Origin of the sequence: Nocardioides zeicaulis (assembly GCF_042432345.1) — a bacterium.
Lineage (GTDB): Bacteria > Actinomycetota > Actinomycetes > Propionibacteriales > Nocardioidaceae > Nocardioides > Nocardioides zeicaulis.
The window spans coordinates 192,674-218,336 of the sequence record NZ_JBHLXH010000001.1; the positions used below are offsets into that span (position 1 = coordinate 192,674).

Consider the following 25,663-nt stretch of genomic DNA (forward strand, 5'->3'; position numbering starts at 1 on the left):
CCACGTCACGGCCGTCGGTCGCGAGGCCTAGGCTGCGGAGGTCGCCCGTCGCGGGCGGCGCCACCGCACCCGACCCGAGCGAGGACCCCGCCGTGCCCGTCCGCAGCCTGCGACAGGAGGAGGCCGTCGAGCGCGCCGCCCTCCTGTCGGTCACCTCCTACGACATCGCCGTCGACCTCACCGCCCTCCCCGACGGACCCGAGCTCCGGGCCGTCAGCACCATCCGGTTCACCGCCTCGGCCGGCGCGTCGAGCTTCGTCGACTGCTGCGCGGAGGTGGAGAGCGCCACGCTCAACGGCGCGGCCCTGCCGGCCGCGGAGGACGGACGGATCCTGCTGCCCGACCTGGCCGAGGACAACGAGCTCGTCGTGGCGACCGTGCAGGCCGACACCACCCACGGGCGCGGCGTGCACCGGGCCGTCGACCCGGCCGACGGCCGCGTCTACCTCTGGACCACGTTCGAGCCCGACGAGGCGCGCTACGCGTGGGCGTGCTTCGACCAGCCCGACCTCAAGGCTCCGCACGCGTTCACCGTCACCGCCCCGGCGGACTGGACGGTCGTCAGCAACTCCGGCGACCCCGAGGTCGTCGAGGTCGACGGCGCGCGACGCTGGACGTTCGCGCCCACCCCGGCGCTGTCGACGTACAACCCCGTCGTGGTGGCCGGCCCGTTCGTCGAGGTGCGCCGCGAGGTCGACGGCTTCGAGCTCGGCCTCTACGCCCGCCAGACGCTGGCCGACGCCCTGCGGCGCGACGCCGACCAGCTGTTCACCCTGACCTCGCAGGGCCTGCAGTTCTTCGGTGAGCGCTTCGGGATGCCGTTCCCCCAGCGCTCCTACGACCAGGTGTTCCTGCCGGAGTTCGGCGGCGCGATGGAGAACTACGGCTGCGTCACCTGGACCGACGACATCATCCGGCGCCACGAGCCGACCACCGCCGAGTGGCAGACCTTCGCCAACGTGCTGCTCCACGAGATGGCGCACATGTGGTTCGGCAACATCGTGACGATGCGCTGGTGGGACGACCTCTGGCTCAACGAGGCCTTCGCCGAGTTCGCCTGCATGTGGGCCGCCGAGCGGGCCACGGCCTACGGCGACACGGCGGCCAACAACCTCGTCGGCGACAAGCTCCGCGCCTACCTCGCCGACCAGGGGCCGTCCTCCCACCCGATCCGGCAGCGGGTGCCGTCGGTGGCCGACGCGGAGTCGATCTTCGACTCGATCACCTACCCCAAGGGCGCCGCGGTGCTCAAGCAGCTCATGCACTTCGTGGGTGAGGACACCTTCTCGGCCGGGATGAGCTCCTACTTCGCCGAGCACGCGTGGGGCAACACCACCCTCGACGACCTCGTCGGCTCGCTGGAGCAGGCGAGCGGCCGCGACCTGCAGCCGTGGCGCCGCGCCTGGCTGGAGACCGCCGGCGTGGACCGGCTCGGGATCGAGCGCACCGAGGACGGGCTCGTGCTGACCGCGCGCGGCGCCCACGGCGCCCCGCACCCGCAGGTCGTCGGCGTCGCCGCCTATCGGTGGGCCGGCGAGGTGCTCGAGGAGGCGGGCGCGGTCCGGGTGGAGGTCGACGGCGAGCGCACGCCGGTCGACGGCCTGCCCGAGGCCGACCTCTACCTCGTCAACCACGACGACACCACGTTCGCCACGACGCGTCCCGACCCGGCCGGTCGCGAGGTTCTCGTGCAGCACCCCTCCGCGCTCCCCACGACGCTGGCGCGCGCGGTCGCGATGGCGACCGTGTGGGACATGCTGTGCAACGGCGAGGCCAGCGCAGCGGAGGCGGTCGGCGCGCTCACCGACGTGCTGCGCGTCGAGACCGTCGAGACCGTCGCCGAGCCGTGCCTCGAGCTCGCCCTGTCCGCCGCCCAGCGGTGGGCTCCGGAGCACGAGCGGCCCCGCCTCGAGGCGCAGGTCGCCGAGGCCGCCCGCGACCTGCTCGCCGCCGACGTGGTGCGCCAGTCGGCGCTGCGCGTCCTGGCCCGCACCGCGGGGGCCGACGAGCTCGGCGGTGTCCTCGAGGCGGCCGGCGACGACGTCGACCTGGAGTGGTACGTCCTGGCGCGCCGCGCCGAGCTCGGCGACGTGGACGACGACGCCGTCGCCGCGCTGCAGGAGCGTGACCCCGACCCCGACTCGTGGATCCGCGCCCTCTGCGTGCGCACGAGCGCTCCCTCGGCCGAGGCCAAGGAGGAGGCCTGGACGGCGATGGTGGAGCGGACGGTGCCCGTGCAGGCCACGTCGGCCGTGGCGACGGCCTTCTGGCGCCCCGGTCAGGACGAGGTGCTGGCGCCGTTCGCCGCGCGCTACGTCGAGGCGCTGCCCACCCTCCACGAGGGCGGGATGATCCCCGGCCTCCAGCTCTCCGCCCGACTGTTCCCGCTCCACGGGGTCGACGAGGCGTTCGTCGCGCACGCCCGTGAGGTCGCCGCCGAGCAGGCGGCGCCGGTGGTGGTCGGCTCGATGACCGAGCGCTCCGAGGAGGTCCTCCGGATGGTGCGCGCCCGCGCTCTCTGAGTGCAGGAGGGCGCGGACCGTCGATCCGCGCCCTCCTCGCCCGTCATCGGTGCGAGACCCGACGAGAGGACGAGACGATGACCGACTACGTGGTGCTGTTCCCGGCCGACGACGAGGCCGCCTGGCTGGCGGGCACCGACGCCGACCACCAGGCGACCTGGGACACCGACGCCGAGTTCGCCCGGCTGCTGCGCGCGGTGGGCGGGAAGATCACCGGGGGCGCCGGGCTTGCGGCGAGCGGCACCGCCCGCACGCTCCGGCGTACGAGCGAGGGGGTCACCGTCACCGATGGTCCCTTCGCGGAGACCGTCGAGCAGATGTCGGGCTTCTTCTTCGTCAGCTGCGACGACGAGGACGGGCTGCTCGACGCGGCCCGGGTGCTGACCAGGGCGCACCCGGTGGTCGAGGTGCGCCCGGTGGAGGACTGAGCGTCGGCGGACCCGCTCAGAGCAGGCGGCCGCAGGTGGGCCAGGGCGAGCGGCCGCGCTGCTGGTAGAGCAGCTTGGCGCGGTAGGTCTGCTCCGCCGCGGAGGCGCTGGTCGGCAGGCCGGAGCCGCCCACGCTGCGCCAGGTGCCGGTGTCGAACTGGTAGAGCCCGTAGTAGCCGGCCGCGTTGACCGCCCTCGGGTTGCCGCCGGACTCGCAGTTCGCGAGCGCGGCCCAGTCGAGGCCGTCGGCTCCGGGGACCGAGTACGCCTCGCGGCCCACGAGCACGCGGCGCGGGCGCGACTCCCTCAGCAGCGTCTTCCTGACCACGCGGTAGTCCACCGCCTCGCCGTCGTGCAGCGTCTTGACCGCGACGACCTCGCGCTTGCCGGCACGGCCGGTGCTGACCACCTTGCGGGTGCCCGGGTCGAGCTTCGTCGTGAAGACCTCCACGGTGCCCTTGCGGACCTTCCGGACCTTGGTCTTGCGCACCTTGGTCACCTCTGTCAGGCGGACCAGGTCGCCCGCACGCACCTTCTTGCGGGCGCCGGTGACGATCGAGCCGTCGCGGCGGACCGTGACGATGTCGTTGCCGTCGACGCTCACGCCGTGGGCCTCGAGGACCTGGCCGGGCCAGACCTGCGGCGTCGCGGCGACCTCGACGGGGGCCTGGCCGGCGACCGCGAGGCGCACCTCGACGGGAGCGGCGTCGGCCTGGTGCGCGGAGGCGCTGGCGGGCACGAGACCCATCGCGAGCGCGGTCGCGGCGAGACCCGCGGCGGCAGCACGCGGGCGGGTGGACAGGAACGGTGTGGTGGTGGCACGCACGTGCTTCAGACCTCACGGGGGTTGGGGGTACGCCTCCGGGGCGCTCGGACGCGGCACTCTCGGCGCCGGGCCGCGAGTGCTGCTCACCTCACGAAGGGAGGCGCGTCGGCGACGACGGAGCACTGCTGCGGCCCCACCACCGGAACACGGATGGGCCCCCGAAGTCGAATCGGCCGCCGCCTCGGGCCGCGCGCCGGGCGCACGGCGTGATCGAGGCCACCTGCGCCGCGACGATCACCGGACGGCTGACACCGTTTCTCCCGTTTCGACTCCGAGCGGATCCCGCGGCGGGCACCCTTGGCCGGTGCAGGTGACTCGGGACACGATCGGCAGCCGTTTCGACCACGGCCCGAACGCGCTCAGCTTCCTGCGTCTCCTCCTGGCGGCCGAGGTCGTGGCGTGGCACTCCTACGCGCTGCGGGGCGACACGTGGCTCCCCGAGCGTCTCGCGACGGTGGTCGGCGACATCGGCGTCGATGCGTTCTTCGCCCTGTCGGGCTTCCTCGTCTGCCGGGCCTGGGTGGGGCGCTCCGGCACCCGTGCTTTCGTGCTGGCCCGGGCTCGACGGATCTTCCCCGGTCTGTGGACGTGCCTGCTCGTGACGGCGTTCGTCATCGCGCCTCTCGCCTCGGCCGTGGCCGGGATGCCGCAGCTCACGCTCGCCGGACAGCTGCAGTACGTGTGGTCGCACGCCGACACCTGGGCGACGCAGGGGGAGATCGACGGGACTCCCGTCGGCACCGCGGACCGAGGGTGGAACGGGTCCCTGTGGACGCTGGGTTACGAGGTCGCCTGCTATGTCGTGATCGTCGCGTCCGGCGCTGCACGGGTGCTGCGTCCGGGCGTGCTTGCCGCGTTGGCGTTCCTGTTCTGGACGGTCTCGCTCGAGCTCGCCCTCACCGTGCCGGGTGGCGGCTCCTGGGCGCCGCCGCGATTCGGCCTGATGTTCACGCTCGGGGCACTGCTGTGGATGCAGCGCGACCGCATCCCGTTCTCGCGCTTGTGGTGCGCTCTGGCGACCGTGTGCATCGTGGTCGGAGCGTTCACGCCCGACTACCGTGTGATGGCAGCGCCGGCCGTTGCCTATCTGTGCATCGTCGGCGGTACGGCACTGGGCCGGTACGAGCTGCTGGTGCTGCGTCACGACCTGTCCTACGGGACCTACATCTACGCCTTCCCCATCCAGCAGGCGTTCCTGATGTGCGGGGTCACCCTGACGTGGGTCGGCTTCGTGTCGCTGTCCCTCGCCACCGTGCTGCCCGTGGCCGCGGTCTCCTGGTACGTCGTCGAGCGACCCGCGCTGCCTCGCGATCGCCGGCGCGATCCGAGTCCCGCAGGCAGCTACGTCCCAGCCGCCAGCTGACCGGCCCCGAATTGTCGGTACCGGGGGCACAGGACGCGGCTGCGCCTATCATCCGTGGCGTGAACGACGTACGTGTGATCGCCCACTTCGCGGGCGACCCGACCCGGGCCTACCAGCTGATCCAGTGGCTGGAGGTCCTCGAGGTGCTGGACGCCGCCCACCCGGTCGGGCTGGTGCTCCGCGACCCCGACTCGGTCGAGGTGGTCCGCGCCCGCACGCGCCTGCCCGTGCTCCTCGCCGAGTCCTTCGCCGAGCTCACCGAGCTCTACGCCGACCTCGACGCCGCGCTCGTGCTCTACGTCAACAACTCCGCGGCCAACTTCCAGTCGCTCGTCGACACCCGGATGCTGCACGTCCACGTCAACCACGGCGAGAGCGACAAGCAGTCGATGGCGAGCAACAACGCGAAGGCCTACGACCGCGTGTTCGTGGCCGGCGAGGCGGCGGTGCAGCGCTACGTGAGCGGGCTCCTCGACTTCGACGGGAGCCGGCTCGTGCGGGTGGGCCGCCCCCAGCTCGACGTCCATCGCGCGCCGCTGCTCGCGTCGAGCCCGTTGCGGACGGTCATGTACGCCCCGACGTGGGAGGGCGACGCCAGCTACAACGACTACACCTCGGTCGTCACGCTCGGCGCCCAGGTCGTCGCCCAGGTCCTCCAGGTGCCGGACGTGCGCCTGGTCTACAAGCCGCACCCGAAGGTGACCACCAGCCTGGTCCCCGAGGTCGCCGAGGCCCACCTCGCGATCATGGCTGCTGTGGCCGAGGCGGACGAGCTCGACCCGGCCGCCGGCCACACCTCCGTGCTCGACGGCGACATCCTGGCGATGATGCCGCAGTGCGACGCGATGGTGACCGACGTGTCGTCCGTCGGCCTCGACTGGCTCTACCTCCGCAACGACTGCCCGATCGTCCTGATGGATCCCCACCGCGACGTGCACTCGCTGCACGAGCAGGTGCCGTTGAGCCGCTGCGCCGACGTCGTGGACGCGGGTTCGGTGTCGTCGCTGGGCCGGTTGCTGGCCGACCGGCTCGACCACGACGAGCACCACCTCGCCCGCGTCGCGATGCGCCACCACTACTTCGACGACCTCCAGGTCGGCGAGAGCACCGGACGCTTCCTCACCGCGGTGACCGAGCTGGTCGCGCTGCGCGACCGGCTCGTCGCCGGCGGCGGGGCGATCACCGCCTGACGCTCAGCCGGCGTCGGTGAGGCTGGCACCCGGGAGCCAGTCGGCGCCGAGCATCCCGGCCAGGTCGGTGAGCCCGGTCGTGTCGCTGCCGACGGTCTCGGAGGCCGCGGCGATCCGCTCGACCATCACCCGGCCGACCTGCTCCTCGACGGTGCCCTCGGCGTACGCCACGTGCCACGGCGAGACCTGGTGGTCGCGGTGGGTGCGACCCGTGACCTGTCGCCCTGCGATCCCGGAGAACCGTGCCTGGTGGAACACGCCGACGCGCGGCTCGGTGCTGGCGGTGCGCCCGCCCGGCAGCGTCTCGCCGGCGTGCAGGCTGATCGAGGCGACGGTGGTGAAGACGCACACCTTCGCCTCGCCGGTCTGGAACCGCAGCCGCTCGGCCTCGGTGTCGAACCGGTCGCGACCGTAGATCGTGGCCACCGCGATCCCGGAGTCGCGCAGGCGGTCGGCGATCGGGTCGGCCGCCGTCGCGACGAACTCGACCGAGCAGGCGACCTGGCGCTCGCTGCCGACCTGCTGTGCGATCCAGTCGACGGTCGAGTCGACGCGCAGCAGACCGGCCTTCTGCCGGAACCTCAGCAGCGCCGCGCGCCCCCTCGCCACGTTGCGGCCGCGCCGGGCGAGGTCCATCTCGCGGCAGAACTCGCCCCACTCGGCCTCGTACGCCGTCCGCTCGGCCGGTGTCAGCGCGACCGGCATCCCCGAGATCGGCACCGGCCCCCAGGGAGCGGCCCGGTGGAGCATCGCGGGCGGGCGCTCCTCGTCGAGCCAGCCGCGCACGAGCGTCAGGTCGGCGGCCCGGCGCGCGGGGTCGCTCGTCCAGCCGGCGCCGTAGCGCCCGCGCTCGACGCCGACGCCGTGCCGCTCGAGGGCGTCGGCGAACACGTCGGCCTGCCTCGTGGCGGACGTCCACTCCGTGATCGGCTCCCCCAGCACCTGCGCGTAGGCGGGCGCGAGGTAGGGCAGCTCGAGCGGCGTGTGGCCGGGCGTGGCCGTGGTCGCGATGACGAACGGGGCCCGGTCGTGGGGCTTCGCGTGCCCGGAGATCCGCGCCCACAGCTTCCACCGCTTGGTGGTCGTTCGCCGCAGCGCGTGTGCCTCGTCGGCGATGATCACGTCCCACTCGTGGTCGGCGACCTTCTCCAGCCGGTCCCACGTGATCACCACCCACTCGAGGCCGCCGTGCCCGAGGGCCGCGATCGTGCGGCACCAGTGACCGATCGTGATCGCCGCCGGTCGGTCCGCGACGACGAGCACCCGGCGCGCCCCGCGCAGGTCGCCCACCGCGGTCGCGCCGAGGACCGCGGAGACCGTCTTTCCGACCCCGGGCTCGTCGGCGAGAAGGAACATCCGTCCGCCCGCCTCCGCGCGCGCCGCGATCGCGTCGGCCGCCTCGAACTGGAGCCGCCGCGGCTCGAGCGCGTCCGTCGGCTCCGGGTCGGGCGTCCGGTCGCCGGGGTTGAGCGTGTTCTCGAGGAACCGCCCGAGGGTGAAGGGCCCCGGCGCGTACGGCGCGAGGTGCGCCGGCAGCGCACGGCTGACGTGCAGGTGCATCCGCACCGCCGGGTGCCACGAGGCACCCTCCACCTCGGTGCCGTACGGCACGTCGAGCACCCACAGCCGCTCCCCCGGCCCGGCGACCGGCAGCTCCCGCGGCCGCCGCGACCCGCCCCGCCGGCTGCTGCTCCGCCGGCGAGCGCTGGGTCGACGGGAGCTGGGCACCCGCGGACGCTACCGGCGGCCCCCGCCGGATCCTCGGCGCCTCGCCCGGTCGTGCGTCAGGCGCGGACGGGCCGGCGCAGGCGCGGGCTCAGTCGAGCCGACGCAGGCACTCCTCCATCTGGCTGGCAGCGGCGTCGCCCAGGACCTTGAGCGCGGGCGGCATCAGCGGCGTGGCGAGCTTCGCGGCACCCTGCGGCTCGAACTCGGCGCGATACGTCACGCGCACCTCGTCGCCCTGCTGCTCGACCTGCACGGTGTCGTGCATCCGCATCGACGACGTCACGCCGTCGAGCTCCATGCGGTGCGGGGCGTCGAAGGCGGTGACGGTGTAGATGATCTCGGTCTCGCTGCCGAGCACCTTCGACACGTTCCGGTAGCGCGTCCCGACCCCGCCGTCGCCCTCGACCCGCTCGGTGCTCTGGGTGGGCGGGTCCCACTGCTCGGTGGTCGTGAAGTCGGACAGGAACGCCCAGACGGCGTCCTGCCGGCCCGGGACGGTGATCGTTCGCTCGATGGCGGGCATCGTCGGTCTCCTCGCGGTTCGGATGCCCTGCGGTACCCGCTGTCCGCTCCGACATGCCCGTGCCGGCCCGACGCCGGGCCCGCATCCCCACGGGTGATCCGTGGTCGCGGCCCGTCGGCTTGTCTGGGAGGACCAACCACACGAAGGAGCGCAGCATGTCTGATGACGCCAAGGCGGCGAAGGAGCTCGTCGAGACGCTGAAGGACGGCGAGAAGGGCTTCGCCGAGGCAGCCGACAAGGTCCGCGACGGCGACCACGCCGCATGGGCCACCACCCTGCAGCGCCTGTCCGAGCAGCGCGCCGGTTTCTGGCGCGAGATCGTCGAGATGGGCCACGAGTACGGCGACGACGTGGACGAGAGCGGCACCGTCGCCGCGGCCGTCCACCGCGGCTGGCTCTCGCTCAAGGACGCGATCACCGGTGACGACCCGGAGGGCGTGCTCAAGGCCGCCGTCACGGGCGAGGACCACGCGGTCTCGGAGTACGACGACGCCCTCAAGATGGACCTGAGCGCCGGCTTCCGTGAGGTCGTCGAGCGCCAGCGCGCCGCCGTCGTCGCCGCCCGTGACGAGGTGAAGGCCCTCTCGGCCGCTGCCTGACCGCCTTGCGCCCGGCGACGTGCTCCGGCACGGCGTCGGGCGCGGTGCGTGTGCGCGGGGCGCACTCATCGCGGCGGAGGAGCTCCGTCGACGCGCCTGGCGTCACATCCGTCATGGAGACCAGCGCGCGCGCCGACCTCAGGATCCTCGCGTGCGTGACGGGCGGCCTCGGAGCTGCCCTTGCCCTCGCAGTCGTCGCGTGGACGACGTTCTCCCCCGGTCTCGAGGCTCGTCGTGCCCACCACCACGCACATGCTCTCTGGGAGGCCCGAGAACCCGCTGCGTACTCCTTCGATTACCACGAGTGCCACGGCATGTGCGGGGACTGCCGCGTCCGCGTCACCGTACGAGACGGCGACGTCGTCGAGGTGGCCACGCGTCCCCGCTCGTGCGGCGCCTACACCACCGACACGGCCCCCACCATCGAAGGCATGTTCGCGATCGCAGCCGACCATCACTCGACCGCCGGCATCGATGACGTCGTCGACGTCTCCTACGACTCGCTCCTCGGCTACCCGCAACACGTCAGCGCCATCTGCGGGTTCGAGGCATCCGACTGCGGCAGCGGTTGGTCGATCAGCGACTTCGAGTCCGTCGGCGAGCGCTAGAGGCGGCCACTCTCGTCGGCGTCCCGCTGCTCCGGGGAGCATGCGAAGGACGCCAGGTGTGCTCGCTTGCCGGCTCGTGGTAGCCGAAAGGCGCTCGTCGCGGCAGATGGGTGCGCTTCGAGGAGACGGGCGCGGCCTACAAGAGGACGACCCGATCCCGCCGAGCAAGCATCTCCTGAGCGATGAGCTGCTGGTCCCGTGAGCGGTCCGAGGGGCTGATGTTCAGCACGTCGGAGCCGACGATCCACGCCACGTCCACGTCGGTGTCTTCTGAAGGTTGCGCTGGCCCGTGCACGAGGCCGAGGGACCAACAACTGCCTGCTGGCAGGTTGTCGGTGAGCCACTGCAGGACCTCGGACATGACGGCTTCCGTGATGAGCAGGCTGTCCACCGCCCACGACGTCTGAGGCGCATCGCCGCCGGTGTAGATGAACACGACGAAGTCCGCACCGTTGCGCTCTCTCGCAAGGCGTCGCTCGTCGATCCCTTGGACCAGCATCGCATCAGGCTAGAGGCACGCACATCGCATGAGCGGACGCTCGGGTCGCGGCAGATGCGGACGTTCATCGTGCGAAGGTGGACTCGTGGACGAGTGGGGACAACTACGTGCGCGCCTTGCCGAGGCTGGAGTCGACGGGGTCGAGGACCTCGGCCGGTTCACCAGCAAGCCTGAGTTCTTCGGTGGGTCGCGGTTCGACGAACGAGGCGCGATGCCTGTCCTCATCGAGGCGCTACCGACCTTGTCGGACCTCACGCTGATCGGCGCTGTCGCCGGACACCTACGTCGCCCTTGGGCGCGACCCAAGGCCTTTGATGCCCTGCTCGCGACCTTCGAGGCGGTTGCACCCCACGACGCCTCGTCGGCGGGCTGGCACCTCGGCGATGCTGTGGGGACAGCGGCCGCCGCGAATCACGTCGAGACACTCCTGCGCATCTGCCAGGACAAGCGGTACGGCGTAGCCAGGCAGATGGTCGTCCACTCGCTCAGGCGCTTCAAGCGAGCACCATTTGTGCCAGACACGTTGCTTGCGCTGATCGAGGACCCGGACGTGGCCCTGCATGCGATGGGGTCACTTCGGTCAGTGCTCGGCGCTCGGGAGGCCCTGCCGCACCTGGAACGCGTTGAGCGCGAACGAGCCGGGACGGCCGTCGGCGATCAGGCGACTCGCGAGGCGAAGAAGGCCCGCAAGGCCATCACCTGATCTACCGCACATCGTCAGATCCGGTCGAACTGATCGCGGCAGATCCGGATGTTGGTTTACGTAGGCTCTGGGCATGAGCGCAGGAGACGGCACTGAGTGGCTGCCACCTGACGCGTTGCTGGCACTCGTCGAGCGGGACGTCGTGATCACCGGAGACGAGTCCCCACGTGCCGTGCTCATGGCTGAGCCCGCCCTCATGGTGAACGTGTCATCCCCGTCTGTGCCGCCGCTCGACCTGCACACCTATCAGGTACGGCTAGCGCGATGGGAGGCCGGAGAAGGGCCTCGTCTGACGGGTATGCCGGAGTTCGTGCAGGCACTTGCGACCACCACTGTCCCGACCCGTGCGGCTGTCGTGAGCGGGACCTCGACCACGTACACCTTCCTCCTCGACGCAGCCATGTCGAAGGTGCTCGCGTGCGTTGCGACTGACGCCCCGGCCCCGACGGCGAAGTGACACTGGTCCGGATCTCGGCAGATCCGCGCATCATCAGCGGCAGATCCAGATGGTTCAGGCGACTGCCTCGACGGCTCTCGATACGGCGCTCGCGTACTGCTGGCGGCCGAAGACGAACGGACCGAAGCCTTCGTAGTTCCACCCAGGCCGGTGCTCCTGGCTGAAGTGCGACCACGCGACGGCGTCACCAGCGACCCCGATCCGAGCCGTTAGCGGCCAGCACCCGACTTCGCCGCAGTCGCAACCGAGCAACCATGCATGGTCCGGCTTGGGCCATTGCCGTGCCTCCCGCGCTTCGTAGTAGCGCCTGAGGTCACCAAAGTCGAAGTGCGCCGGGATGATCCCGGCGTAGCCCCCGGCGGGCGCGAATCCCCGTTGCGTCTCGAATGCAGCCACCAAGTCGACGAGCGACTGACCGTCGATGAAGGGGACTAGCGCCTTCGCGCCGTCGACCTCTACGACGCTGAACGACAGAGCACTGGACACGCGCCAATCCTGTCATCGGCGAAGAGGCGCGTCCGCTCATCGGCAGATCCGGACGTTGCAAGGTCCCCGATGACCAGCGGTTGCCCAGGCCAGCGCCTCGATCCCCACGACCGGGGGAGCTCCTCACGTGCGCATCACGAAGGTGACCGTGTTGTCGGCGTGGATGGTCTTGGCGTAGCGGGGGTCGTGGGCGAGGCGGTGGTGATGGGGGCAGAGGAGCCGGCCGTTGGTGAGGTCGGTGGCGCCGTTGCGGGACCAGGGGTCGTCGTGGTGGGCGTGGCAGCCCGACGCCGTCGTCTCGCATCCTCGGGCGGTGCAGCCGCCGTCGCGGAGGCCGAGGGCGATCCGCTGCGCCTTGGAGAACAGCCGGCGAGTCCGGCCGAGGTCGAGGACGTGGCCGTCGGCGCCGAGGACGGCGGGGATGATCCCGGCCTCGCACGCCAGGCGACGCGCCTGCGACCCCGACATCCGCGACCCGTCGTCGAGCAGCGCGACGCCGTGCTCGCCCAGCAGCTCGTCCAGGGTCATCGTGACCACGACGGTGGCGTTCACGCCTGCGGTCTGCGGCATCGCCCCGACCGGGACGCGCTCGATGAGCTCGATGAACGCCTCCCCCATCCGTCGTCGCGTGCTCTTCCAGGCTCCGGCCTCGTCGTGCAGGTCGGCGTGGGCGTGGCGGGCCGGGTTCGCGAGCGCCTGCAGCACCCGGCGCAGCATCCGGCCGGCGGCGGAGGGGAGCGAGAACGTGCCGTGGCAACGCCCCTCGCCGTCGTCGGCCATGGCGAGCGATGCCTGCTCGACGGCGCGCCGTTCCTCGGCCTCGAGGTTCTTCGCCTCCGCCGACTCCCCCACCTCCGGGGCCACCGTGTCGAGGATCCGCTTCCCGAGCTGCTGGAGACCACGGGCGTCGTGCTGTCGGGCGAACCCCAGCAACGCGGCCTCCGCCTCCGCTCGCACCGAGGCGTCGACCTGCGGCGGGAGGGCGTCGACCGCAGCGGCGATCACGCGCGCCTGCTCGGCGCGCACCGTTCCGGAGACGAGAGCCGACGCGACGTCAGGGTGCTCGTCGAGCGCGCGGCCCAGCGCGAGCTCCCGGCGTGCCTCGCGTCGCGTCGTCCGCGTCTGCACCGCGAGCCACGCAGCGGCGTCCCGCATGCCGTGGACCTGGCCCACGTCGTCGGAGGCGGCGAGCACCCGGGCGAGCAGCGCGTCGAGCTGGGACCGGACCTCGACCAGCGCGACCAGGGCCTCCTGCTTCTCGGTCAGCGACATGAAGGCCGGCTCGACCGAGGCGATGTCCTTCAGCGACCCGCGCAGGTCGGAGGAGCACTCGACGATCAGGTGCTGTCGATCCACCGTTGCCACCTCCCTGCACGCGCGTCACTGACAACCGCCCGGGTCCGGGGCGGAGCGGTGAGGCATGGGGTGGCAGCGTTGCCAGGTCGTCACCGGTGAGCCGTCAGGCGTCCCGCGAGCACCAACGCGGGTTCTACGGGTGACTGACCCGGTCCCGGGATCCCCGTCACCTCAGACGAGAGATCCGTTCCGGACCGGCGTGCTACCCACCATCGTACACCTGTTCGAATACGACCACAAGGGCTCAGGCGAGCCCGGACAGCACCGCCGACCGCTCCCACAGTCCGTCGACGACCGTCTGGTCCTTCGCCTGCTTGTTCTCGCGGCCGTCGATGTGGAAGCGGCTGAAGTACCGTCCGTCGACCTCGGGGTCCGGCCCGCGCTCGGCAAGAGCGATCAGCGGGGCGGCGCCGTCGGGCACGCTGATCGTGGCGAAGCGCGCCAGCGGGGTGCGGTAGAGCAGTCCGACGACCCAGGAGTCGCGCCCGAACGAGCTGCCGACGGGTCCGGGGTGCACGGCCACCGAGACGATCCCGTCATCGGACCACCGCTGGGAGATGCCGCGGGTGAAGAGGATGTTCATCAGCTTGCCCGTGCCGTAGGCCGCGAACTCGCGCGCCCTGTGGTGCTCGAGGTCGAGGTCGTCGAGCCGTACCTTGCCGACCAGGTTGGCGATGCTCGAGGTGTTGACCACGAGCGAGCGACCCGCAGCGGCCAGTGTCGGGCGCAGGAGGTTCGTGAGGAGGAAGGGCGCCAGGTGGTTGACCTGGAAGTTGGGCTCGTGACCGTCGTGGGTCCGCCTCGACGGCGCGAAGGTGCCGCCGGCGTTGTTCATCAGCACGTCGAGGGTGCCGACGCGTTCGGTGACCTCGGCGGCGAGGCGGCGTACGTCGTCGAGCCTGGCGAAGTCGGCCACCAGCGGCTCGGTGCCGACGGCCTCGGCGACCGGGCGCAGCTTGTCGGCCGAGCGACCGGTGACGAGCACCGTCGCGCCGCGCTGCGCGAGCACCCTGGCGGCCTCGGCCCCGATCCCGTCGCTCGCCCCGGTCACCAGGACCGTGCGGCCGGCCATCGTCTGATCAGTCATGGCCAGAGCCTAGGTCGCGGCACCCACACCGACCCCCCGAGAGGGTCCGGCGGACGACGCGGCCGCCGGCGGCTAGGTTGGCGCGGTGTTCCACGTCATGTTCCTCGAGCCCCGGATCCCGCCCAACACCGGCAACGCGATCCGCATGGTGGCCGGCACGGGGGCGACGCTGCACCTGGTCGAGCCGCTCGGCTTCGACCTGTCCGAGCCCCAGCTGCGGCGCGCGGGGCTCGACTACCACGACCTCGCGTCCGTCGTCGTGCACCCCGGCCTCGACGCTGCCCTGACCGGCGACCAGCTGGCCGGGTCGCGGGTCTTCGCCTTCACCGCCCACGCGACCCGGTGGCACACCGACGTCGCCTTCGAGCCCGGCGACGTGCTGCTCTTCGGTCCGGAGCCGACGGGACTCCCCGAGGAGGTGCTCGCGCACGACCGGGTCACCGACCGGCTCCGGATCCCGATGGTGCCGGGCAGGCGCTCGCTCAACCTGTCGAACTCCGCGGCCGTCGTGGCGTACGAGGCGTGGCGACAGCACGGTTTCCCCGGCGCGACGTAGGCAGGAGAGCCGGAGCCCGCTCCCCGGGACGCAGCCGGTCAGCGGCCGGCGAGGTCGCGACTGCGCTGGTCGAGGCCCAGCTCGCCGTAGGGGTAGTCGGTCGCGCCGAGGTCGCTCGCCTCGTCGAGGACCGCCTCCTCCTCGGGCGCCAGCACGAGCCCGGCCGCCTTGAGGTTCGCGGCCAGCTGCTCGGTGGTGCGGGCGCCGAGGATCGTCGAGGTGACGGCCGGCCGGTTGGTGACCCAGGCCAGGGCGACCTCGGCCATCGACACCCCGCGCCCCCGGGCGACAGTGTCGACGGCGTCGATGATCCGCCACGTGCGGTCGCTCCCCCGGCGGTCCCAGGCCTCCATGCCGCGCCCGGGGTCGTCCCCGAGCCGCGTGTCGCCGCTGGGCCGCTGGTCGCGCGTGTACTTGCCCGACAGCCAGCCACCGCCCAGCGGGCTCCACGGCAGCAGGCCCATCCCGGCGTCGAGCGCGGCCGGCACGACCTCCCACTCGATCTCGCGGACGATCAGGCTGTACTGCGGCTGGAGGGTGACCGGCTCGCGCAGGCCCAGCGCCCGGGCGGTGTGCACCGCCTTGGTCAGCTGCCACCCCGTGAAGTTGGAGAGCCCGTAGTAGTGGATCTTGCCGGCGCTCACGAACCCGTCGAGCGTGCGGAGCGTCTCCTCGAGCGGCGTGTGCGGGTCGAAGGCGTGCACCTGGTAGAGGTCGACGGCGTCGACCCCGAGCCGGGCGAGGGAGCCGTCGAGGGCCCGGGTGAGGTGGCGGGTCGACAGCCCGCTGTCGTTGGGCCCGTCGCCCATCGGGAACCGGCCCTTGGTCGCGAGGACCACCTGGTCGGTGACGTCGGTCGGGCGGTCGGCGAGCCAGCGCCCGATGATCTCCTCCGACGTCCCGGCGGAGTAGACGTCGGCGGTGTCGACCAGCGTCCCGCCGGACTCGACGAATAGGTCGAGCTGCGCGTGCGAGCCCGCCTCGTCGGTCTCGGCGCCGAACGTCATCGTGCCGAGGCACAGCTCGGAGACCGCGCAGCCGCTGTTGCCCATCCGTCGGTATCGCATGCCGATCACCCTAGCCGCGGGCCCCGACGCCCGGGCGCCGCCACGGGGGCCGTCGCGGAGCCGTCACGGAGCCCTCACGCCTACTCGGGGGACGCGACGAACTCCTTGGTCTTGGCGATCGCGAAGCCCCACCCCTGGGCGAGGGTCGGCTTCGGCGGGAGGGCGACCTCGTCCGGGTTGGTGAGGACGTCGAGCAGCACCGGACCGGGGTGCGCCAGGGCCTCGGCGACGGCAGCGTCGACCTCGTGCGGGTCGCTGACGCGGATCCCGCGCATGCCGAAGGCCTCCGCGAGCCTGGCGAAGTCGGGGTTGTGCAGCACGGTGCCGAACTCCGGCAGCCCCACCTGCTCCATCTCAAGCTTCACCATCCCGAGCCGACCGTTGTCGAAGACGACCAGCTTGACCGGGAGCTCCTCGCTGACGGCCGTCATGAGGTCGCCCAGCAGCATCGAGATGCCGCCGTCGCCGCACAGCGCGATCACCTGGCGGTCACGCTCGAGCGCCTGCGCGCCCAGGGCCATCGGCATCGCGTTGGCCATGGAGCCGAGGTTGTAGGACCCCAGCATCCGCCGCCGGCCGCTCATCCTGATGAAGCGGCTCAGCCAGACCGTCGACATTCCGGTGTCGGTGGTGAAGACGGCGTCGGCGGCCGCGTGCCTCTCGAGGGCGGCCGCCAGCAGCTCGGGACGGACCAGCGCGTCGGGGTTGTCCACCTTGCGCCGCAGCAGGCCGACCTTCTTGTGGTCGTAGTCGGGGTCGGTGAAGTGCTGCTGCCCGCTCCGCCACTTCTCGTACGTCGCCCGCGCCCCGTCGAGGTGGCCCCGGTCGGACTTGGCCTGCAGCAGCGGCAGCAGCGCCGACAGGGCCAGTCGCGCGTCGCCCACCACGGCGTGGTCGACCGGCGTACGACGCCCGACGTGCGCTCCCCGCAGGTCGAGCTGCACCACGGTCTTCCCGGTCGGCAGGAACTCGGGGTAGGGGAAGTCGGTGCCGACGAGCACCAGCACGTCGCACCCGTCGAACGCCTGCGCGGTGGCGGGGTTGCCGATCAGGCCGGACTGGCCGATCTCGTAGGGGTTGTCGTCGTCGAAGCCCTCCTTGGCCTTGAGCGAGAGGACCATCGGCGCCGCCAGCAGCTCGGCGGCGCGCAGCACCTCGTCGCGGGCGTGCCGTGCCCCCATGCCGACGAGGAACGTCACCGACCCGGCCGCGTTGATCGCGTCGGCGGCCGCCCGTACGGCGTCGGTGTCGGGGGCGAGCGCGGGCCGGTCGGTCACGAAGCGCGGGACCGGGGTGTCCTTCGGCAGGTCGAGGCCGCCCACGTCGCCCGGCAGGCTCAGCACGGCGACGCCACGCTCGGCCAGGGCCGCGTTGACCGCCTGCTCGATGATGCGGGGCACCTGGTCGACGCTCGTGACGGTCTCGCAGAAGACCGAGACGTCGGCGAACAGCACGTCGTTGTCGACCTCCTGGAAGAAGTCCGAGCCCATCTCCTCGCGCGGCACCTGCCCGCAGATCGCCAGCACCGGGGTACGCGACTTCTTGGCGTCGTAGAGACCGTTGAGGAGGTGGACCGCGCCGGGGCCGACGGTGCCCATGCAGACGGCGAGGTCGTCGGTCAGCTGCGACTGCGCGGAGGCGGCGAACGCGGCGGCCTCCTCGTGGCGCACGGCCATCCACTCGACGCGGTCCTCACGACGGATGGCGTCGGTGACGGGGTTGAGCGCATCACCCACCACGCCCCAGACCTGCCGGACGCCGTGCTCGGCGAGCGAGTGGATGAGCAGCTCAGCGACAGTCGTCATGCCTCCACGGTGCCACCCGGGCCGGCACCGGGTACCACCCGCAGGGCGGAGGCCCCCGTCAGGCCCGTCGCTCGATCGTGGTCACCACGCTGGTCACCGAGGGCCGGGCGGGCGTGGACGAGAACCCGAACCGGCACGGCGGGTCGACGCGGGCCAGGTGGCCGAGCGGGGTGCCGCGCCACTCTCCCGCGATCGCCGTGACGGCGTGCACGGCGGTCGCGCCGTACCACTCCCTCCGGTCGTTGCCCGCCGTGCCGCGCGTGCGCACGCCCCGCACCACCACGCGTGCGACCGGGTCGACCAGCGCGCACCACGCCGGCGAGGTCGCGACACGATCCGGCACCAGGGCGAGGAGCGCACCCAGCGGCGTACGCCCTCCCACCACGACGCGCAGGGACAGCGACGGCGTCGCCACCTGCCAGCCGTCGGAGGTGTCGGTGAGGGCCACCGGCTCGATGACGTGCTCGTCGAAGGTGTAGGTCGCGGAGACGAACTCCCGCACCCGGTCGTCGGGCGCGAGCAGCATCCGGTGGCCCGAGGCGTCCTCGACCATCACGTCGGCGAACGGGCCCCACGGCGAGGCGTCCCAGCGGCCGACGACCACGCGGACGCCGCTCGTGCTGCCGACGCCCGCGATCCGGCCCCTGAAGCGCTCGCGCAGCAGGGTCACGGCGCCACCAGGCCGGCAGGGTCGCGCCCTTCCGCCGCGAGCCCGGCCACGACACCGGCACGGTCCGCGTCGGACCGGTTCTGCGACAGCTTGGCCTTGGCCTCCACCGACGCCACGACCACCTCGACGCCGACGATCGGGCGCAGGTTCTTCGTGACGTAGTCGTCCGGGGCGTCCGTGACGGCCCACGGCTGTGGCCGCGCGCCCTCGTGGCGCTCGGTCAGCCGGGTGACCAGGCTGCGCACCCACGCGGCGTCGTCGTGGATGCGCACCTCGCCGCGGAGGTGGACGACGGAGTAGTTCCAGGTCGGCACGACCCGGCCGTGCTCGGCCTTGGAGGCGTACCACGACGGCGAGACGTAGGTGTCGGGGCCGGTGACGACCGCGAGGGCGGGCGAGCCGTCGACGACGCGGCGCCAGTGCGCGTTGGCGCGGGCCAGGTGCCCGACCAGCCGGTCGCCCTCCCACAGCACGGGCAGGTACGTCGCGTCGGGGACGCCGTCGGCGCCCACGGTCACCAGCTGCGCGGTGGCGACCGCGGAGACGAAGGGGCGTACTGCGTCGGCGTCCATCACGTTGTGGCGCGGGACGTAGAGCTGGGCGTCGGGACCTGGGGACGGCATGGGCCCATCCTGCCCGTTCGGGCGCGGCGGCTGTCGGTGGCGGGCGGCAGGATGGACGCATGCTGCTCGCCGAGCTCGTCGCCACGTCCGCCGCGGTCGCTGCCACGCGCTCGCGCAAGGCCAAGGTCGCCACGCTCGCTGAGACCCTCGCCCGCGTCACGCCCGGGGAGCTCGAGGTCGTCGTCTCCTACCTCGGCGGTGCCCTGCTCCAGCGACGCACGGGGCTGGGCTGGCGCGGGGTCAGCGACGTCCCCGAGCCGGCCGGAGAGCCGTCGCTCGGCGTGCTGGAGGTCCACGAGGCGTTCGAGGCGATGTCCCGGCTGGCCGGGGCCGGGTCCCAGCTCGCGCGCCGGGAGGCCGTGGCCGACCTGTTCTCCCGGGCCACCGCGCCCGAGCAGCGGTGGCTCCAGGCGGTCGTGACCGGCAACGTGCGGCAGGGCGCGCTCGACGCGGTCACCCAGGAGGCGGTCGCGCAGGTCGCGGGCGTCCCGGTCGCGGCGGTCCGCCGGGCGGCGATGCTGGCCGGCTCGACGGTGGCCGCCGCCGGCGCCGCGTGGGCGGGCGAGGAGGCGCTGGCCGCGATCGGCCTCGAGGTCGGGCGTCCGGTGATGCCGATGCTCGCCTCCAGCGCCCCCGACGTCGCGTCCGCCATGGCCGGTCTCTCCCCCGACCTCGGCACCGAGGTCGCGATCGACGCCAAGCTCGACGGCATCCGGATCCAGGTCCACCGCGACGGTCCCGACGTGCTCGTGGTGACCCGCAGCCTCGACGACATCACCGGGCGGCTCCCCGAGGTGGTCGAGGTCGCCCGCTCGCTGCCCGCCGAGCGCTTCGTCCTCGACGGCGAGGCGCTCGCCCTCACCGACGACGGCCGCCCGATGGCGTTCCAGGACACCGCGAGCCGCACCGCCCAGGAGACCGGGGTGCCCGTGACGCCCCACTTCTTCGACCTGCTCCACCTCGACGGCCGCGACCTCCTCGACGCCCCCGGCCACGAGCGGCTCGCCGCCCTCGACGCCCTCGTCCCCGAGCGCCACCGCGTGCGCCGCCTGGTCACCGCCGACCCCGACGAGGCCGACGCCTTCGCCGCCGAGACCGTGGCGGCCGGCCACGAGGGCGTGGTCCTCAAGGACCTCTCCGCCCCCTACGCCGCCGGCCGGCGCGGCGCGGCCTGGGTCAAGGTCAAGCCGGTGCACACCCTCGACCTGGTCGTGCTCGCCGTCGAGTGGGGCTCGGGCCGTCGCGAGGGCTGGCTGTCCAACATCCACCTCGGTGCGCGTGACGACTCCTCGCCGACCGGGTTCGTGATGCTGGGCAAGACGTTCAAGGGGATGACCGACGAGATGCTGGCCTGGCAGACCGACCGCTTCCTCGCCCTCGAGACCCACCGCGAGGGGCACGTGGTCCACGTGCGCCCTGAGCAGGTCGTGGAGATCGCCTTCGACGGTCTGCAGCGCTCGACGCGCTACCCCGGCGGCCTCGCACTGCGCTTCGCCCGCGTCGTGCGCTACCGCGGCGACAAGTCGCCCGACGAGGCCGACTCGATCGAGGCCGTCCGCGCCCACGCCCCGTGACCGCCCGCGCGGCGTGCCCGTGGCGGACCGCCCCCACGGGCAGGGCAGGGCAGGGCACGAACATACGCCGCACCGGGGAGGCGGGGAGCCCCCCTCGTCTCCCTAGACTGGCAGGCATGAGCACCGAGCCGTCGACCTCGCCCGGCCCCGCCCGCGGCGCGACCGCGGCGGTCCGGCGGCGGCTCCGGGAGGCCGAGATCATCTCCGCGACCCGAGCGCTCTTCGACGAGCGCGGCGTCCGTGACGCGCAGATCGAGGACATCGCGCGCGCCGTCGGCATCAACCGGGCGATCATCTACCGGCACTTCACCGGCAAGGAGGAGCTCTTCAGCCTGACCCTGGTGCAGTACCTCGACGAGCTGCGCGGCGCCCTGCAGGCTGCAGCCGACTCGGTCGAGGAGCCCCGGCTCGCGCTCGAGCGGCTCACCGAGGCGTTCGTCGACTACGGGTTGGCCCACCCGGCGTTCGTCGACTGCGCGCAGTCGATCATGCGCCGCCCGGGCGGCGACCTGCTCGAGGAGGTCAGCGAGAGCGCGATGTTCCGGCTCGGGCAGGCCATCAGCGGGTGCCTGTCGGTGCTCACCCGCACCATCGAGGCGGGCGTGGCCAGCGGTGACTTCCACGTCGACGACCCCGGGCTGCTGGCCAACATGCTCTACGCGAGCGGCCTCGGCACGCTCCAGCTCGGCCGGGTGGCGATGCTGGTCTCGGAGCAGGCGCCCGGGGTGCCGCGGATCAGCCGGGTCTCGGCCGAGCAGGTGCGCGACCACATGGTCGCCACCGCCCTGGCGATGGTGGCCCGGCCCCGCGACTGACCGTCCGGTCACCCGTCCGGTCACCCGTCCGATCACTGCGGGCGCCGGCCTCGCGTCGGGCGTCAGCGCGAGAGGTGCTTGGCCCGCGCGAAGCAGAAGACGCCGTAGGCGGCGATGCCGAGGGCCATGGCGGCGAGCAGCACCTGCCCGAAGGGTGCGTCGAGCACCTTCTGCAGCGCCTGGTCGAGCCCTCCCGACTTCTTGGCGTCGTGCGTGACGGCGGCGTAGCCGAAGAGACCGCCGACGATGCCGATGGCGATGCCCTTGGCGATGTAGCCCACCTTGCCGGCCGTGACGTACGCCGACCCGTCCTGCCCCGACTGCCCCTGGGCGTCGAGGTTCTCGCGGAACTTCTCGGTCCACCCCCGCACGACCAGCGAGATGCCGTAGCCGATGATCGCCAGGCCGATGAGGCCGACGATGAGCTGGCCGCCCGACATCTGCATGATCTTGGCCGTCATCGAGTCCGAACCGCCCTTGCCGCCGCCGTTGCCCGTCGCGGTCTTGAAGGCGCTGAACGAGATCGCGCCGTAGAGGACCGCCTTGAGCAGCGAGGTCGCTCGCTTGCGCCAGCGCTTCTTCTCGTCGGTCTCCTCCGGGTAGCCGAAGGCGAACTCGAGGAGGCGCCAGATCACCAGGAACAGCATCCCGATCGCGATCGCCCACACCAGGAAGCGGCCGAGCGGCTGCTGCGCCAGATAGTGCATGGCCCCGCTGCTGGAGGCCTGGTCCTCCTTCTCGCCGAACGCGAGCTGGAGGGCGAGCCAGCCGACCAGGAGGTGCACGACACCGTAGGTGACGAGACCGATGCGAATCGCCCAGTCCATCCACTGGCTCTGGTGCACGGACTCGGCGCTGCGGGCGGGGGTGGTCATGGCGCCAACCTAGGACCAACACGCCCCCGCTCGCGAGGACCGGTCACCCCTGCGAGTGGTCGGGATCAGACCAGGCTCGCGCGGTCCTTCAGCACGGCGCCGAGGAGGCCGTTGACGAAGGTGGGCGACTCGTCGGTGGAGAGGTCCTGCACGAGGTGCAGCGCCTCGCTCACCGCGACGGTGCCGGGGACGTCCGCGTCGCCCCACAGCAGCTCGTAGACGCCGATGCGGAGGACGTTGCGGTCCACCGCGGGCATCCGGCCGAGCGTCCAGCCCTTGCTGTAGGTGGTGAGGACCTCGTCGATCCGCTCGCGGTGCTCCACGACACCGCGCACCAGGGTCGCGGTGTAGTCGTTGGTCGGGCCCTCACCGGCGTCGATGGCGCGCTGGAGGGCCTCCACCGGGTCCTCGGAGCGGAGCTCGGAGGCGAAGAGGACGTCCAGCGCGCGCTTGCGGGCCTTGGAACGGGCAGCCACGTGCGGTGCTCAGCCCTTGACGCGGCCGAGGTAGGACGAGTCGCGGGTGTCGACCTTGACCTTCTCGCCGGTGGTGATGAAGAGCGGGACGGCGATGGTGTGGCCGGTCTCCAGCGTCGCGGGCTTGGTGCCGCCGGTGGAGCGGTCGCCCTGCAGGCCCGGCTCGGTCTCGGCGATCAGGAGCTCGACGGACGCGGGGAGCTCGATGAAGAGCACGCGACCCTCGTTGGTGGCGACGATCGCCTCCTGGTTCTCCAGCATGAAGTTCTTCGCGTCGCCCACGATCTCGGGCGCGACCTCGAGCTGCTCGTAGGTGCTGGTGTCCATGAAGACGTAGGACGAGCCGTCGTTGTAGAGGTACTGCATGGTCCGCTTGTCGACGTTGGCCGTCTCGACCTTGGTCCCGGCGTTGAAGGTCTTGTCGACGTTCTTGCCCGACTCGACGTTGCGGAGCTTGGTGCGCACGAACGCCGGACCCTTGCCGGGCTTGACGTGCTGGAACTCGACGACGGCCCAGAGCTGGCCCTCGATCTTGAGGACCATGCCGTTCTTCAGGTCGTTGGTGGTTGCCATGTGAGTCTGTCCGCCTTCGTCGAGTTGTCAAGAAAAGTGCGGGCGGCGGGGCTGCGGCCCCGCGCCGACGGGCCAGTCTAGTGGTGGCCCGCGAGAGCCATGAAATGCGCGGCCTGGTCCTCGGTGGTGCCGGGCGGGTTCCGCCGCCACGACCCGCGGCCGGGGAGCAGCATCGCCAGCCAGAACGCGCCGAAGAGCGGGCGGTAGGCCTCCATCCGCTCGCGTCCGTCGGCGTCGAGCCCGACGGCGCCGGCCAGCGCCGCTGCGTCGTAGACGCCCGGCAGCCGGCTGCCGAGGTGCTCGACGTGGTCGGCGAGCTCGTACGCCGGCTCGCTGAGGCCGGCGTCCTCGAAGTCGACGAGGCGCGCGACCCGGCCGTCCCACAGCACGTTGGCGGGGTTGAGGTCGGCGATGCCGAGGCACGTCGTCCGCGGCTCGGGCAGCCCGGCGTCGGCGACGTACTCGCGCGCGGCCGCCACGGCGTCGGCCACCAGCACCGGGTCGCGGCACGGCTCGAGGTCGTGGTCGCCGCCCAGCCACGGGGTCAGCACCGCGACCATCTCGGCGGGGCCGTAGGTGCGCGGGCCGATGCCGGCGGCCTCGACGGCGCCGAGCGGCACGTCGTACAGCCGACGCAGCGCGGCGCCGAGCGCCCGGGTCTGCTCCCCCGACATCGGCCGCGGGGCCAGGTGGGCGCCCGGCAGCCGCTCCATGACGACGACCGGCCTGTCGTCGTCCTCGCGGCCGAGCGGCCGTGGGGCGAGTCCGGGAGCGTGCTCGGCCAGCAGGGTGAGGCAGGCCCACTCGCGGTCCGCCTCGGCCTCGTGGTCGGTGATGTAGCGCTTGCGGACCGTGGTGGCGCCGATGCTGACCGCGTGCGTGGAGGTCCGGGTCGCAGGCTGCACCGGCTCACCGTAGCCGCGCTAGCGTCGCGGGCATGCGCACCACGATCTTCGGCGGCCACGGCAAGGTGGCCCTCCTGCTCGCACCCCTGCTCGTCGAGGCCGGCCACGAGGTCCGGGCGGTCGTCCGCAACCCCGACCACGTGGGCGACGTGGAGGCGACCGGCGCGACGGCCGTCGTCCAGTCGGTCGAGGACGCCGACGTGGCAGCGCTGACCGAGCTGCTCCGCGGCTCCGACGCCGTCGTGTGGTCGGCGGGCGCGGGCGGCGGTGACCCCGAGCGCACCGACGCGGTCGACCGCGACGCCGCGATCCGGTCGATGGACGCCGCCGTCGCGGCCGGCGTCGGGCGCTACGTGATGGTGTCGTTCTCGGGCGCCTCCCCCGACCACCTGGTGCCCGAGGACGACTCGTTCCGCCGCTACCAAGACGCCAAGATCGCCGCCGACGACCACCTGCGCAGCACCGACCTGGGCTGGACGGTCCTCGGTCCCGGCGCGCTCACGACCGACCCCGCCGACGGCCGGGTCAACCCCGCCGCGTCGTCGCGTGACGGCGACGAGTCGCCGCGCGAGCTCGTCGCCCAGGTCGCGGCGGCGGTGCTCGCCGACGAGCGCGCGGTCCGGCGCACGCTCGTCCTCGGCAAGGGCGACGTGCCGATCGACACCTGGCTCGACCAGGTGGACTGAGCCCGGGACGTCCTAGCCGGGCGCGCCCGCCTCGCGCAGCCGGTCGGCGGCGGTGGCCAGGTCGTGCGCGTCGGTGACCGCGAGCCGGGCGGCCGTCACCAGCCGCGCGAGGTCGCCCCCGGCGACCAGCCACAGGTCGTCCATCACCTCACCGGGCGGCGCGAGGTCGCCGTGGCAGTCGTGCCAGGCGAGCTCGAGGAGCTCCACGAGGTCGAGCGCGGCCCCCGACGCCGACCCGAAGTCGGCCTCCGCGCGCCGCCGGGCCGCCTCACGACGCACGGCCATGCCGAGCCCCATCGTCGAGAGCGGCACCCGGCCGGCGTTGCTGCCGCCGCGCGCCCCCGCGCCGCTCCCGGCGGCGCCGTCGCGGACCATCACAGCACCGACCTCCGCGGCCGGACGGACGCGATGCGGAGCAGCAGCGCGTCCCTGCGGGCAGCACGCACCTCCCCCAGCTTGAGCTCGCAGGCCCAGCACCGGTCGATCGCCACGCAGCACGTCGCGTCGCGCACCTCGGCCTCGAGCTGGTCTGCGTGCGCACTCCTGCTCACCACGCCCCGCATCACGACCTCCCCCGGCGCCGATGTCGGCACGGCGCCTGCGTCGAGCATCACCGAGCGGCACCCCGGCGGGCATCAGCAGAACTACGGATCTTCGCGCGCC

At 72.7% G+C, this 25,663-nt stretch carries 29 protein-coding genes; 12 read left to right on the forward strand and 17 right to left on the reverse strand.

All coding sequences use genetic code 11. The features are described 5' to 3' along the window. Nucleotides 1–92: 92 nt before the first annotated feature. Both pepN and ACFFJG_RS01025 read left to right on the forward strand, forming a co-directional pair. Nucleotides 93–2,522 carry an aminopeptidase N gene (gene pepN / locus ACFFJG_RS01020; RefSeq protein WP_378516754.1) on the forward strand — a complete coding sequence of 810 codons (2,430 nt, stop codon included), beginning with the start codon at nucleotides 93–95 and terminating at the stop codon, nucleotides 2,520–2,522. Between the two features lie 77 nt (nucleotides 2,523–2,599). Continuing rightward, nucleotides 2,600–2,950: a YciI family protein gene (locus tag ACFFJG_RS01025; RefSeq protein ID WP_378516755.1), complete on the forward strand. Its 351-nt coding sequence runs from the start codon at nucleotides 2,600–2,602 to the stop codon at nucleotides 2,948–2,950. Between the two features lie 16 nt (nucleotides 2,951–2,966). On the opposite strand, the gene ACFFJG_RS01030 is transcribed toward ACFFJG_RS01025, so the two are convergent. Further along, a complete protein-coding gene (locus tag ACFFJG_RS01030; protein ID WP_378516756.1) occupies nucleotides 2,967–3,776 on the reverse strand; it encodes a resuscitation-promoting factor in 810 nt (269 codons plus the stop codon). A gap of 310 nt (nucleotides 3,777–4,086) precedes the next feature. Here ACFFJG_RS01030 and ACFFJG_RS01035 point away from each other — a divergent pair, with 310 nt between their 5' ends. Both ACFFJG_RS01035 and ACFFJG_RS01040 read left to right on the forward strand, forming a co-directional pair. After that, nucleotides 4,087–5,139: an acyltransferase family protein gene (locus ACFFJG_RS01035; RefSeq protein ID WP_378519433.1), complete on the forward strand. Its 1,053-nt coding sequence runs from the start codon at nucleotides 4,087–4,089 to the stop codon at nucleotides 5,137–5,139. 59 nt (nucleotides 5,140–5,198) lie between these two features. Then, complete coding sequence (locus ACFFJG_RS01040) at nucleotides 5,199–6,329, forward strand: CDP-glycerol glycerophosphotransferase family protein (RefSeq protein ID WP_378516757.1); 1,131 nt, start codon at nucleotides 5,199–5,201, stop codon at nucleotides 6,327–6,329. A gap of 3 nt (nucleotides 6,330–6,332) precedes the next feature. On the opposite strand, the gene ACFFJG_RS01045 is transcribed toward ACFFJG_RS01040, so the two are convergent. Then, complete coding sequence (locus ACFFJG_RS01045) at nucleotides 6,333–8,057, reverse strand: DEAD/DEAH box helicase (RefSeq protein WP_378516758.1); 1,725 nt, start codon at nucleotides 8,055–8,057, stop codon at nucleotides 6,333–6,335. 88 nt (nucleotides 8,058–8,145) lie between these two features. Then, nucleotides 8,146–8,580: an SRPBCC family protein gene (locus ACFFJG_RS01050; protein ID WP_378516759.1), complete on the reverse strand. Its 435-nt coding sequence runs from the start codon at nucleotides 8,578–8,580 to the stop codon at nucleotides 8,146–8,148. A gap of 155 nt (nucleotides 8,581–8,735) precedes the next feature. On the opposite strand from ACFFJG_RS01050, the gene ACFFJG_RS01055 reads away from it, so the two are divergent. Both ACFFJG_RS01055 and ACFFJG_RS01060 read left to right on the forward strand, forming a co-directional pair. Then, nucleotides 8,736–9,179 carry a ferritin-like domain-containing protein gene (locus ACFFJG_RS01055; RefSeq protein ID WP_378516760.1) on the forward strand — a complete coding sequence of 148 codons (444 nt, stop codon included), beginning with the start codon at nucleotides 8,736–8,738 and terminating at the stop codon, nucleotides 9,177–9,179. Nucleotides 9,180–9,334: 155 nt separating this feature from the next. Continuing rightward, nucleotides 9,335–9,787, forward strand: coding sequence for a DUF6174 domain-containing protein (locus ACFFJG_RS01060; protein WP_378516761.1), 453 nt, complete (start codon nucleotides 9,335–9,337; stop codon nucleotides 9,785–9,787). A 136-nt stretch (nucleotides 9,788–9,923) separates the two neighbouring features. On the opposite strand, the gene ACFFJG_RS01065 is transcribed toward ACFFJG_RS01060, so the two are convergent. Further along, complete coding sequence (locus ACFFJG_RS01065) at nucleotides 9,924–10,286, reverse strand: hypothetical protein (RefSeq protein ID WP_378516762.1); 363 nt, start codon at nucleotides 10,284–10,286, stop codon at nucleotides 9,924–9,926. A gap of 85 nt (nucleotides 10,287–10,371) precedes the next feature. Here ACFFJG_RS01065 and ACFFJG_RS01070 point away from each other — a divergent pair, with 85 nt between their 5' ends. Together ACFFJG_RS01070 and ACFFJG_RS01075 are read left to right on the forward strand one after the other, a co-directional pair. Beyond that, nucleotides 10,372–10,989 carry a hypothetical protein gene (locus ACFFJG_RS01070; protein ID WP_378516763.1) on the forward strand — a complete coding sequence of 206 codons (618 nt, stop codon included), beginning with the start codon at nucleotides 10,372–10,374 and terminating at the stop codon, nucleotides 10,987–10,989. A 73-nt stretch (nucleotides 10,990–11,062) separates the two neighbouring features. Further along, nucleotides 11,063–11,446 carry a hypothetical protein gene (locus ACFFJG_RS01075; RefSeq protein ID WP_378516764.1) on the forward strand — a complete coding sequence of 128 codons (384 nt, stop codon included), beginning with the start codon at nucleotides 11,063–11,065 and terminating at the stop codon, nucleotides 11,444–11,446. Between the two features lie 54 nt (nucleotides 11,447–11,500). Here the strand turns inward: ACFFJG_RS01075 and ACFFJG_RS01080 are convergent, their stop codons facing one another. The 3 genes from ACFFJG_RS01080 to ACFFJG_RS01090 all read right to left on the reverse strand — a co-directional run bounded on the left by ACFFJG_RS01080 (nucleotide 11,501) and on the right by ACFFJG_RS01090 (nucleotide 14,375). Then, nucleotides 11,501–11,932, reverse strand: a complete 432-nt coding sequence (locus ACFFJG_RS01080; RefSeq protein WP_378516765.1) for a hypothetical protein — start codon at nucleotides 11,930–11,932, stop codon at nucleotides 11,501–11,503. A 123-nt stretch (nucleotides 11,933–12,055) separates the two neighbouring features. Then, nucleotides 12,056–13,288 carry an HNH endonuclease signature motif containing protein gene (locus ACFFJG_RS01085; RefSeq protein ID WP_378516766.1) on the reverse strand — a complete coding sequence of 411 codons (1,233 nt, stop codon included), beginning with the start codon at nucleotides 13,286–13,288 and terminating at the stop codon, nucleotides 12,056–12,058. Nucleotides 13,289–13,532: 244 nt separating this feature from the next. Next, entirely contained in the window at nucleotides 13,533–14,375 is an 843-nt protein-coding gene (locus ACFFJG_RS01090) for an SDR family NAD(P)-dependent oxidoreductase (RefSeq protein WP_378516767.1), read from the reverse strand. Nucleotides 14,376–14,460: 85 nt separating this feature from the next. On the opposite strand from ACFFJG_RS01090, the gene ACFFJG_RS01095 reads away from it, so the two are divergent. After that, nucleotides 14,461–14,931 carry a tRNA (cytidine(34)-2'-O)-methyltransferase gene (locus tag ACFFJG_RS01095; protein WP_378516768.1) on the forward strand — a complete coding sequence of 157 codons (471 nt, stop codon included), beginning with the start codon at nucleotides 14,461–14,463 and terminating at the stop codon, nucleotides 14,929–14,931. Between the two features lie 38 nt (nucleotides 14,932–14,969). On the opposite strand, the gene ACFFJG_RS01100 is transcribed toward ACFFJG_RS01095, so the two are convergent. From ACFFJG_RS01100 to ACFFJG_RS01115, 4 genes are all read right to left on the reverse strand, one after another. Then, on the reverse strand, nucleotides 14,970–15,998 hold the full coding sequence (locus ACFFJG_RS01100; protein WP_378516769.1) for an aldo/keto reductase: 1,029 nt from the start codon (nucleotides 15,996–15,998) through the stop codon (nucleotides 14,970–14,972). A gap of 80 nt (nucleotides 15,999–16,078) precedes the next feature. Next, nucleotides 16,079–17,803, reverse strand: coding sequence for a thiamine pyrophosphate-dependent enzyme (locus tag ACFFJG_RS01105; protein WP_378516770.1), 1,725 nt, complete (start codon nucleotides 17,801–17,803; stop codon nucleotides 16,079–16,081). Nucleotides 17,804–17,861: 58 nt separating this feature from the next. Further along, the gene (locus ACFFJG_RS01110) at nucleotides 17,862–18,473 is read right to left on the reverse strand and encodes a hypothetical protein (RefSeq protein WP_378516771.1); all 612 of its coding nucleotides are present in this window, start codon (nucleotides 18,471–18,473) and stop codon (nucleotides 17,862–17,864) included. Further along, nucleotides 18,470–19,096: an FMN-binding negative transcriptional regulator gene (locus ACFFJG_RS01115; RefSeq protein WP_378516772.1), complete on the reverse strand. Its 627-nt coding sequence runs from the start codon at nucleotides 19,094–19,096 to the stop codon at nucleotides 18,470–18,472. Before ACFFJG_RS01115 ends, ACFFJG_RS01110 begins: the two co-directional genes overlap by 4 nt. A gap of 59 nt (nucleotides 19,097–19,155) precedes the next feature. Here ACFFJG_RS01115 and ACFFJG_RS01120 point away from each other — a divergent pair, with 59 nt between their 5' ends. Further along, nucleotides 19,156–20,670: an ATP-dependent DNA ligase gene (locus ACFFJG_RS01120; RefSeq protein WP_378516773.1), complete on the forward strand. Its 1,515-nt coding sequence runs from the start codon at nucleotides 19,156–19,158 to the stop codon at nucleotides 20,668–20,670. Between the two features lie 116 nt (nucleotides 20,671–20,786). Then, nucleotides 20,787–21,485, forward strand: coding sequence for a TetR/AcrR family transcriptional regulator (locus ACFFJG_RS01125; protein WP_378516774.1), 699 nt, complete (start codon nucleotides 20,787–20,789; stop codon nucleotides 21,483–21,485). 62 nt (nucleotides 21,486–21,547) lie between these two features. On the opposite strand, the gene ACFFJG_RS01130 is transcribed toward ACFFJG_RS01125, so the two are convergent. From ACFFJG_RS01130 to ACFFJG_RS01145, 4 genes are all read right to left on the reverse strand, one after another. Then, entirely contained in the window at nucleotides 21,548–22,360 is an 813-nt protein-coding gene (locus ACFFJG_RS01130; RefSeq protein ID WP_378516775.1) for a DUF1206 domain-containing protein, read from the reverse strand. A gap of 65 nt (nucleotides 22,361–22,425) precedes the next feature. After that, a complete protein-coding gene (nusB, locus tag ACFFJG_RS01135; RefSeq protein WP_378516776.1) occupies nucleotides 22,426–22,836 on the reverse strand; it encodes a transcription antitermination factor NusB in 411 nt (136 codons plus the stop codon). 9 nt (nucleotides 22,837–22,845) lie between these two features. Continuing rightward, entirely contained in the window at nucleotides 22,846–23,409 is a 564-nt protein-coding gene (gene efp / locus ACFFJG_RS01140; RefSeq protein WP_378516777.1) for an elongation factor P, read from the reverse strand. Nucleotides 23,410–23,486: 77 nt separating this feature from the next. Then, nucleotides 23,487–24,314 (reverse strand): aminoglycoside phosphotransferase family protein, encoded by an 828-nt coding sequence (locus ACFFJG_RS01145; RefSeq protein ID WP_378516778.1) that lies wholly within the window; start codon nucleotides 24,312–24,314, stop codon nucleotides 23,487–23,489. Between the two features lie 32 nt (nucleotides 24,315–24,346). Between ACFFJG_RS01145 and ACFFJG_RS01150 the strand changes: the two genes are divergently transcribed. Continuing rightward, nucleotides 24,347–25,000: an NAD(P)H-binding protein gene (locus tag ACFFJG_RS01150; protein ID WP_378516779.1), complete on the forward strand. Its 654-nt coding sequence runs from the start codon at nucleotides 24,347–24,349 to the stop codon at nucleotides 24,998–25,000. 12 nt (nucleotides 25,001–25,012) lie between these two features. Here ACFFJG_RS01150 and ACFFJG_RS01155 read toward each other — a convergent pair whose 3' ends face one another. Next, nucleotides 25,013–25,378, reverse strand: a complete 366-nt coding sequence (locus tag ACFFJG_RS01155) for a hypothetical protein (RefSeq protein WP_378516780.1) — start codon at nucleotides 25,376–25,378, stop codon at nucleotides 25,013–25,015. Then, nucleotides 25,375–25,593, reverse strand: a complete 219-nt coding sequence (locus ACFFJG_RS01160) for a hypothetical protein (RefSeq protein ID WP_378516781.1) — start codon at nucleotides 25,591–25,593, stop codon at nucleotides 25,375–25,377. Before ACFFJG_RS01160 ends, ACFFJG_RS01155 begins: the two co-directional genes overlap by 4 nt. Nucleotides 25,594–25,663 lie beyond the last annotated feature (70 nt).

Coding starts and splice junctions, on each gene's coding strand:
- ACFFJG_RS01075 (WP_378516764.1), top strand. CDS start 11,063: ATGAGCGCAGGAGACGGCACTGAGTGGCTGCCACCTGACGCGTTGCTG.
- ACFFJG_RS01125 (WP_378516774.1), top strand. CDS start 20,787: ATGAGCACCGAGCCGTCGACCTCGCCCGGCCCCGCCCGCGGCGCGACC.
- ACFFJG_RS01115 (WP_378516772.1), bottom strand. CDS start 19,096: ATGCCGTCCCCAGGTCCCGACGCCCAGCTCTACGTCCCGCGCCACAAC.
- ACFFJG_RS01055 (WP_378516760.1), top strand. CDS start 8,736: ATGTCTGATGACGCCAAGGCGGCGAAGGAGCTCGTCGAGACGCTGAAG.
- ACFFJG_RS01130 (WP_378516775.1), bottom strand. CDS start 22,360: ATGACCACCCCCGCCCGCAGCGCCGAGTCCGTGCACCAGAGCCAGTGG.
- ACFFJG_RS01100 (WP_378516769.1), bottom strand. CDS start 15,998: ATGCGATACCGACGGATGGGCAACAGCGGCTGCGCGGTCTCCGAGCTG.
- ACFFJG_RS01050 (WP_378516759.1), bottom strand. CDS start 8,580: ATGCCCGCCATCGAGCGAACGATCACCGTCCCGGGCCGGCAGGACGCC.
- ACFFJG_RS01090 (WP_378516767.1), bottom strand. CDS start 14,375: ATGACTGATCAGACGATGGCCGGCCGCACGGTCCTGGTGACCGGGGCG.
- efp (WP_378516777.1), bottom strand. CDS start 23,409: ATGGCAACCACCAACGACCTGAAGAACGGCATGGTCCTCAAGATCGAG.
- ACFFJG_RS01120 (WP_378516773.1), top strand. CDS start 19,156: ATGCTGCTCGCCGAGCTCGTCGCCACGTCCGCCGCGGTCGCTGCCACG.
- ACFFJG_RS01025 (WP_378516755.1), top strand. CDS start 2,600: ATGACCGACTACGTGGTGCTGTTCCCGGCCGACGACGAGGCCGCCTGG.
- ACFFJG_RS01065 (WP_378516762.1), bottom strand. CDS start 10,286: ATGCTGGTCCAAGGGATCGACGAGCGACGCCTTGCGAGAGAGCGCAAC.
- ACFFJG_RS01150 (WP_378516779.1), top strand. CDS start 24,347: ATGCGCACCACGATCTTCGGCGGCCACGGCAAGGTGGCCCTCCTGCTC.
- ACFFJG_RS01105 (WP_378516770.1), bottom strand. CDS start 17,803: ATGACGACTGTCGCTGAGCTGCTCATCCACTCGCTCGCCGAGCACGGC.